5 protein-coding genes are annotated in these 7,267 nt (G+C 66.2%); 1 reads left to right on the top strand and 4 read right to left on the bottom strand.

Going from position 1 to position 7,267, the window contains the following annotated elements; all coding sequences use genetic code 11:
* Positions 1–40: 40 nt before the first annotated feature.
* The 4 genes from P3W85_RS03525 to ytfE form a co-directional block, all read right to left on the bottom strand.
* Complete coding sequence (locus tag P3W85_RS03525; RefSeq protein WP_017230997.1) at positions 41–346, bottom strand: c-type cytochrome; 306 nt, start codon at positions 344–346, stop codon at positions 41–43.
* Positions 347–528: 182 nt separating this feature from the next.
* Complete coding sequence (locus P3W85_RS03530) at positions 529–2,211, bottom strand: nitrite reductase (protein WP_035818480.1); 1,683 nt, start codon at positions 2,209–2,211, stop codon at positions 529–531.
* A gap of 308 nt (positions 2,212–2,519) precedes the next feature.
* Complete coding sequence (locus P3W85_RS03535; protein ID WP_276263749.1) at positions 2,520–4,805, bottom strand: nitric-oxide reductase large subunit; 2,286 nt, start codon at positions 4,803–4,805, stop codon at positions 2,520–2,522.
* 41 nt (positions 4,806–4,846) lie between these two features.
* Positions 4,847–5,527, bottom strand: coding sequence for an iron-sulfur cluster repair protein YtfE (gene ytfE / locus P3W85_RS03540; protein WP_276263750.1), 681 nt, complete (start codon positions 5,525–5,527; stop codon positions 4,847–4,849).
* Between the two features lie 149 nt (positions 5,528–5,676).
* Between ytfE and norR the strand changes: the two genes are divergently transcribed.
* Entirely contained in the window at positions 5,677–7,245 is a 1,569-nt protein-coding gene (norR, locus tag P3W85_RS03545; RefSeq protein WP_276263751.1) for a nitric oxide reductase transcriptional regulator NorR, read from the top strand.
* Positions 7,246–7,267 lie beyond the last annotated feature (22 nt).

Consider the following 7,267-nt stretch of genomic DNA (forward strand, 5'->3'; position numbering starts at 1 on the left):
AGCGCCAGCACCAGCGCGCGCGTGGCCGCCATGGCCCGGCCTACAGGCTGAGTACCCATTTGGCCAGCGTGCCGGCTTCCGCTTCGCTCACGCGGTTGGCCGGCATCGGAATCGGCCCCCACTTGCCGCTGCTGCCCTGCAGGATCGACTGGACCATCTGCGCCTGGCCGTCCTTGCTGCCCCTGTACTTCGCAGCCACGTCCTTGAAGGCCGGCCCCACGAGCTTCTTGTCGACACCGTGGCAGGCCAGGCAGGCCTTGCTGCTGGCCAGCTCGGCGCTGGCGTGCGCGGCCGCCGGCAGGAAGGCGGCGATCAGCGCCGCGGCGATTGCGTTGCTTGCATGCATGTGATTGCTCCGGATTGGTGTCCTGAGTCTGGGATTCGTTGTAGAAACAAGTCGGTCGAGAAGGCGTGGGCGCTTGGGAGCGAAGCGCAGCAAGGCTGAAGCCTTGCGCGCATTGGTGACGACGGGTCGCGCGCCTTTTCGGCCAACTGATGCAACGAATTTGTGATTGAGGACACTGGCGCTCAGTAGATGTCGTGCTGGGTGTTGAACGCGTTGAACTTGCCGGTGGGCGTGACCAGACGCGGATCCTTGATCACCGTCTTGAGCGCGCGCGTCTTGTCGTCGACCACCACCAGCGCGGATTCACCGTCCTTGGTGCCCCAGACCGAGAACCAGACCTCGTCGCCGGCCTGGTTGTACTCTGCCTGCACCACGCGCTTGGCGCCTTCGCCCTTGAGCTGCGCCCATTGCGCGATCGGCAGCACCTTGTAGCCGTCTTCAAGCTTGCGGGTGTCGAACACCGCGACCGACTGGCTGAGCTTGGGATCCGGATTGAGCGGCGTATCCACCCACAGGTTGTGCGACTTCGGATGCGTCTTGATGAACAGCGAGCCGCCGCCCTGCCCCTGCACGGTTTGCACGACCTTCCACGCCTGCGCCTTGTGGCCGGCCGGGTCGGTCCCGATCAGGCTGACGGTCTCGTCGCCGAGATGGCTGGTGGCCCACACCGGGCCGTACTTCGGATGGACGAAGTTGGCACCGCGCCCGGGATGGGGCGTCTTGCCCACGTCGACCAGCGCAGCCAGCTTGTCTTGCTTGGTGTCGACCACGGCGATCTTGTTGGAGGCATTGGCCGCCACCATGAAGTAGCGCCCGCTCGCATCGAAGCCGCCGTCATGCAGGAACTTGGCCGAGTCGATGGTGGTGGTCTTGAGGTTGTTCAGGTCAGCGTAATTGACCATCAGGATCTTGCCGGTTTCCTTGGCCGTGATCACGAACTCGGGATGGAAGTGGCTGGCCACGATCGAGGCCACGCGCGGCTCCGGATGGTACTCGTTGTCCACCGTCATGCCGCGCGTCGATACCACCTTGAGCGGCTTGAGCGTGTCGCCCTCCATGATCACGTACTGCGGCGGCCAGTAGGTCCCGGCCACCGCGTACTTGTCCTCATAGCCCTTGTACTTGGAGGTCTCCACGGAGCGTGCCTCCAGCCCGACCTTGACCTCGGCGACGATGTCCGGCTTGGGCAGCCACAGGTCGACCAGGTCGATCTTGGCGTCGCGCCCGATCACGTACAGGTAGCGGCCAGAGGCGGACATGCGCGAGATATGCACGGCATAGCCGGTCTTGACGATGGTGATGATCTGCTTGCTGTCGCCGTCGATCAGCGCGACTTCGCCGGCGTCGCGCAGCGTCACCGAAAACAGGTTGTCGAGGTTGTAGGCGTTCATCTTGCGCGTCGGGCGCTGCGCCACCGGCACGACGTCCTTGCGGCTCTTCTCGATGTCGGCCAGCGAGAATTCGGGCGGCGTGGGCGGATCCAGCTGGATATACCGCGCCATCAGGTCCACTTCCGTATCCGACAGGTCGCCCGAGGTGCCCCAGTTGGGCATGCCCGCCGGGCTGCCGTACTTGATGAAGGTCTTCAGGTACTCGGTACCGCGCTCGCGCGTGATGTCCGGAGTCAGAGGCTTGCCGGTCGCGCCTTTGCGCAGCACGCCATGGCAACCGGCGCAGCGTTCGAAGTAGATCTGGCGCGCCTGGTTGAACTCGGCCGGTGTCAGTGCGGGTGCGGCAGCATCGCTAGCTTGCTGCCCCGGCGCGCGGGCTTGCGGGGACACTGCGGTGTCCGCGTGAGTCAGCCCGAGCCAAAGGGAAAGCGGCAGCGCCGCGAGTGCGGGGAACATCCAGGATTTCGCTTTCATATGCTCTTCTTCAGCGAGTTGGGGAAACCGCGAGGTCTTTGTCGCATGTGGCATCGCGCGGCAAAGGCAGTGCACACATCATGTCGAAGAAATGCCGATGCGCGCTTGATTGGCATCAAGCAGTCGGCAAGCTGCTTGCCTATCACTTGATGGCCGCGCGTTCGCGGACCTGACCGGCTCCGTGGCGGCGCCGCCATGAACGCAAAAACAGCCGCGGGGCCGGGAGCCCGGGCGGCTGCTGTTTCAACCAGCGGGTTGCCGCGGCAGAGCCGCCGCAACCCGTGACTTGCCTGATGCCGCGACTGCGCTTAACGTTGCGCGGCGTTCAAGCGCCCTTCCGGCGCGGCCAGCGCCGGTGCCTTGCCGGCGAGGCCGAGCACCACTTGCAGCGCCATCGAGAGCGCGCCGACGATGAACACCACGTCGCCGAAGGTGCGTACCCAGCGCAGCGTCTGCAGGAGGGGCTGCTGCATGAAGGCCTCGCTGCGCGCATACCACAGCCCCTGGCTGGCGCTGGCGTGGAACTGGATGATGCCGATCGGGAACAGGCTGGTGCCGATCATGAGTACCAGGCCGGCGTTGAGGCCCCAGAACGCTGTCTTTGCCAGGCTCTGGTTCAGTACGTAGTGCGGCCGTACATAGCGCAACACCAGCAGCGTGAAGCCCAGCGCCAGGAAACCGTAGACCCCGAACAGCGCCGCATGGGCATGCACCGCCGTGGTATTCAGGCCCTGCACGTAGTACAGCGAGATCGGCGGGTTGATCATGAAGCCGAACACACCGGCGCCCAGCATGTTCCAGAACGCCACGGCGACGAAGCACATCAGCGGCCATTTCAGGTTGGCCATCCACGGTGCGCGGTCCTTCAGGCGCCAGTTTTCCCAGGCTTCATGGCCCAGCACGATCAGCGGTACCACTTCGAGCGCGCTGAAGCTGGCGCCCACCGCCATCACCGGCGTCGTGGTGCCCGCGAAGTAGAGGTGGTGGAAGGTGCCAGGCAGGCCGCCCAGCATGAACAGGGACGCCGATGCCAGGCTGGCCGCGGTGGCCATCGGGCGCGACACCAGGCCAAGCGTGGAGAAGATAAAGGCCAGCGCCGTGGTAGCGAACACCTCGAAGAAGCCCTCGACCCACAGGTGCACCACCCACCAGCGCCAGTACTCCATCACCGACAGATTGGTGCGCTCGCCGTAGAACAGGCCCGCGCCGTAGAACAGGCCGATGGCCACCACGGAGGAAGTCAGCAAGGCCAGCAGGTTCTTGTCGCCGCCCGGCGTGCGCAGCGCCGGCGCGATGGCGCGCAGCATCAGCACCAGCCAGAACAGGATGCCGGCGAACTTGCCGATCTGCCACAGCCGGCCGAGGTCGACGTACTCGTAGCCCTGGTGTCCCAGCCAGAAGTTGAGGTTCTCGGGCATGATCTGCGCGATCGCCAGGTAGTTGCCGGTAAACGAGCCCACGACGACGACGACCAAGGCCCAGAACAGCACGTCCACGCCAAGCTTCTGGTACTTCGGGTCCTTGCCGCCGTTGATGAGCGGCGCCAGGAACAGGCCGGCAGCCAGAAAGCCGGTGGCGATCCAGAACAGCGCGCTCTGGATATGCCAGGTGCGCATCAGCGTGTACGGGAACCACTTCGACAGTTCGAGGCCGTAGAATTTCTGCCCCTCCACCGTGTAGTGCGCCGTCAGCCCGCCGATCATCACCTGGAACACGAACAGCGCCACCACCAGGAACAGGTATTTGCCCAAGGCGCGTTGCGACGGCGTGAGCGCGAACGTCGTGAGCGGATCGTGCGCAGCCACGGCGGGCGGCGCCTCCTCATGCCCGCGCAGGAATGACCAGGCCCACACCAGGAAGCCGACGCCCGCCAGCAGGACCACCACGCTGGCGATGGACCAGATGATGTTCTCGCTGGTGGGCTGGTTGCCGATCAGCGGCTCGTGCGGCCAGTTATTGGTGTAGGTGGCGGTCAGGCCGGGGCGCTCGGTGGCGGCGGCCCATGCGGTCCAGAAGAAGAAGTGGGTCAGCTTTATGCGCCGTTCGGCGCTGGGCAGCGTGTTCTCCTTCATGGCGAAGCTCTCGCGGCTCTTGCGCAGCTCCGGTGCGTCGGAGAACAGCTGTTCGTAGTAGGCGGCGGTGGCGGCCATGGCCTGCGCGCGCCGCTTGGAGACGGTGAGCACGCCGCTGTCCTGGTCGACGCGGTTGCTACGGTACTCGGCACGCAGCTGCTCGCGCAGCGCGGCCTGTGCCGGCCCGTCGAGGCTGGCGTAGGCCCGGGCGTAGGTATCCTGCGCAGCCAGGTCGAGCCAGGCGGTCAGCTCGCGGTGCAGCCAGTCGGCGGTCCAGTCCGGCGCCTGGTAGGCGCCGTGGCCCCAGATCGAGCCGAGCTGCATGCCGCCGACGGACTGCCAGGCAGTCTGGCCGTCGAGGATATCGTCCTTGCTGAACAGGGCCTTGCCGTCAGCGGTAACGACTTGCTGCGGAATCGGCGGCGCCTTGCGGTAGACCTCGGTGCCGTAGTAGCCAAGCAGCGCAAACGTGACCGCCAGAACGGCGATCAGGGTGAACCAGAGTCTTTTGTATTGTCCCATGATGGGGTCTCGCTGTGATTCGTGTGCCTGTCGCGGTTGGGTCAGGCGTGGGCCGGGGCGGCTTGCTCGGCGTTGTCGAACAGGATGTTGTTCTCGAGATGGATGTGTTCCATCAGGTCTTCGCGGAAGGTACGCAGCCCCAGGTACAGCGCGCGCCAGGTGTTGCAGGCGGCGCGGGGCAAGGTGATGTCATTGGTCAATAGATTGAGATGCTGCAGCGCCTGCCCGTGCTCGTCGTGTTCCATGCGCATGACCGTGATGGGGCCGCCCGCCATGTTGCCGGCTTCACGTGCGAGCAGCGGGAACAGGATCTGCTCTTCCTTCTGCATATGGCTCTCCAGCTCCTGCTGCATGACCCCGAGGTGATCCGCCAGGCCGAGCGGGCAATCCTGGCGGTCGCCATGCACCTGCTCCACCCGGCGCGCCAGGCGGATCAGCTCGGGCAGTTGCTGGCGATGCACCTCGTGGTAGCGCGCCAGGATGTGGACGATCAGGTCGGCCGCGGACGCGGCGCCCCAATCGCGGCCGTCGCGCTGCGCCTGGGCTTGCAGCGACAGCAGGCGTGCCTCGATGGCCTGCGCATCCAGGCCCGCGGCTTGCGCGGCCTCGCCCAGGCTCTGCTTGCCGCCACAGCAGAAATCCAGCTGGTAGTCGTGAAACACCCGGGTGGCGCCGGGAATCTGGCGGGCAAGCTGGCCCAGCGATTGATCGGTCATGCTCATGATGTTCTCCTGTTCAAGATGTGCATCATTCACATAGCGAAACCCGTGCCTGAAAAATTAATTAAAAAAATCAACAGCTTGGTTTTTTGACGGTATTATTTACCCTTGCAAAATGAAGGTGAAAAACACCATAAAGGGTTTAATTAACCATGATGGAGAACCTTCTGCTCACGGACCTCGTCGCCGACCTTCCCCAGGCCGTGCGGCTGCAGCGCCTGGTTGGCAGCCTGCGTGCCCATTTCCGCTGCGGCGCCGTCGCGCTGCTGCAACTCGAAGAGGATCAGCTGCGCCCGGTGGCGATCGACGGGCTGGTGCGCGATGCCCTCGGGCGGCGTTTCGCGGTGGGCCTGCATCCGCGCCTGGCTGCCATCCTGGCCAGGCGCGGCGTGACCTGCTTCCACCATGACAGCATGCTGCCCGACCCCTACGACGGGCTGATCGACGAGCACGTGGGCGAGCCTCTGCCTGTGCACGACTGCATGGGAACGAGCCTGCATGTGGAAGGCCAGCCGTGGGGCGTGCTGACGCTGGACGCGCTGACGGTCGGCACCTTTGGCGACGAGGCGCAGGCCGATTTGCGGCAAATGACGGTAGTCGTCGAGGCGGCCATCCGCACGACACGGCTGGAAGCCGAGATCCGCGCGCTGCGGCTCACGCGAGGCGAAGCGCCGCTGGGCGACGCGGCCCGGGACGATGGCGAGATCATCGGCCAGAGCGAGGCGATCAGCCGCCTGCTGCACGAGCTCACGGTGGTGGCCGACTCGGAGCTGCCGGTGCTGCTGTTGGGGGAAACCGGCGTGGGCAAGGAGCTGTTCGCGCACCGGCTGCACCGGCTTTCGCGGCGGCGTGCCCAGCCGCTGATCCATGTCAACTGCGCGGCGTTACCTGAGTCGCTGGCCGAGAGCGAGCTGTTCGGCCACGCCAAGGGCGCGTTCTCGGGAGCGGTGGGCGAAAGGCCGGGCCGCTTCGAGGCGGCCGACGGCGGTACGCTGTTTCTTGACGAGGTGGGCGAGCTGCCCCTCTCGATCCAGGCCAAGCTGCTGCGCACCTTGCAGAACGGCGAGCTCCAGCGCCTGGGTTCCGACCGGCCGCGCCGGGTTGACGTGCGCATCATCGCGGCCACCAACCGCAGCTTGCGCGATCACGTGCGCGACGGCTCTTTCCGCGCCGACCTGTATCACCGGCTCTCGGTCTACCCGATCCCGATTCCGCCGCTGCGCGAGCGCGGCAACGACGTGCTGCTGCTGGCGGGCCGGATGCTGGAACTCAACCGCGCCCGGCTGGGCCTGCGCAGCCTGCGCTTGTCCGGCGCGGCCGAGGCTGCGCTGCGCCGCTACCCTTGGCCGGGCAATGTGCGCGAACTGGAGCATGTGATCAGCCGGGCGGCGCTCAAGACCGTCAGCCGCGGCGCGAACCGCAACGACATCGTCACCCTGGAGGCGGAACTCCTCGACCTCGACGGGCTGGAGCCTGCACCGGCCGGCGCGGCCGCCCCGCCGCCAATCGCCGCGCCGGATGCATTCGCGCCCTCGGCCGCAACCCTGCGCGACGCAGTGGACCAATGCCAGCGGCACTGCATCGAGCAGGCACTGGCCGCGCAGGGCGGCAACTGGGCGCAGGCCGCCCGCCAGTTGGGCGTGGACGCGAGCAACCTGCACAAACTCGCGCGCCGGCTCGGCGTCAAGCATGACGACAGGCCGCACCGGTTAGCGCGCTGAACGCAACCCGCCAGGCGGCCTG

This window comes from Cupriavidus basilensis (genome assembly GCF_029335485.1).
Lineage (GTDB): Bacteria > Pseudomonadota > Gammaproteobacteria > Burkholderiales > Burkholderiaceae > Cupriavidus > Cupriavidus basilensis_E.

What these genes read in the sequence shown, in the direction of transcription:
- P3W85_RS03525 (WP_017230997.1), bottom strand. Translation starts at nt 346, where the DNA reads ATGCATGCAAGCAACGCAATCGCCGCGGCGCTGATCGCCGCCTTCCTG.
- P3W85_RS03530 (WP_035818480.1), bottom strand. Translation starts at nt 2,211, where the DNA reads ATGAAAGCGAAATCCTGGATGTTCCCCGCACTCGCGGCGCTGCCGCTT.
- P3W85_RS03535 (WP_276263749.1), bottom strand. Translation starts at nt 4,805, where the DNA reads ATGGGACAATACAAAAGACTCTGGTTCACCCTGATCGCCGTTCTGGCG.
- ytfE (WP_276263750.1), bottom strand. Translation starts at nt 5,527, where the DNA reads ATGAGCATGACCGATCAATCGCTGGGCCAGCTTGCCCGCCAGATTCCC.
- norR (WP_276263751.1), top strand. Translation starts at nt 5,677, where the DNA reads ATGATGGAGAACCTTCTGCTCACGGACCTCGTCGCCGACCTTCCCCAG.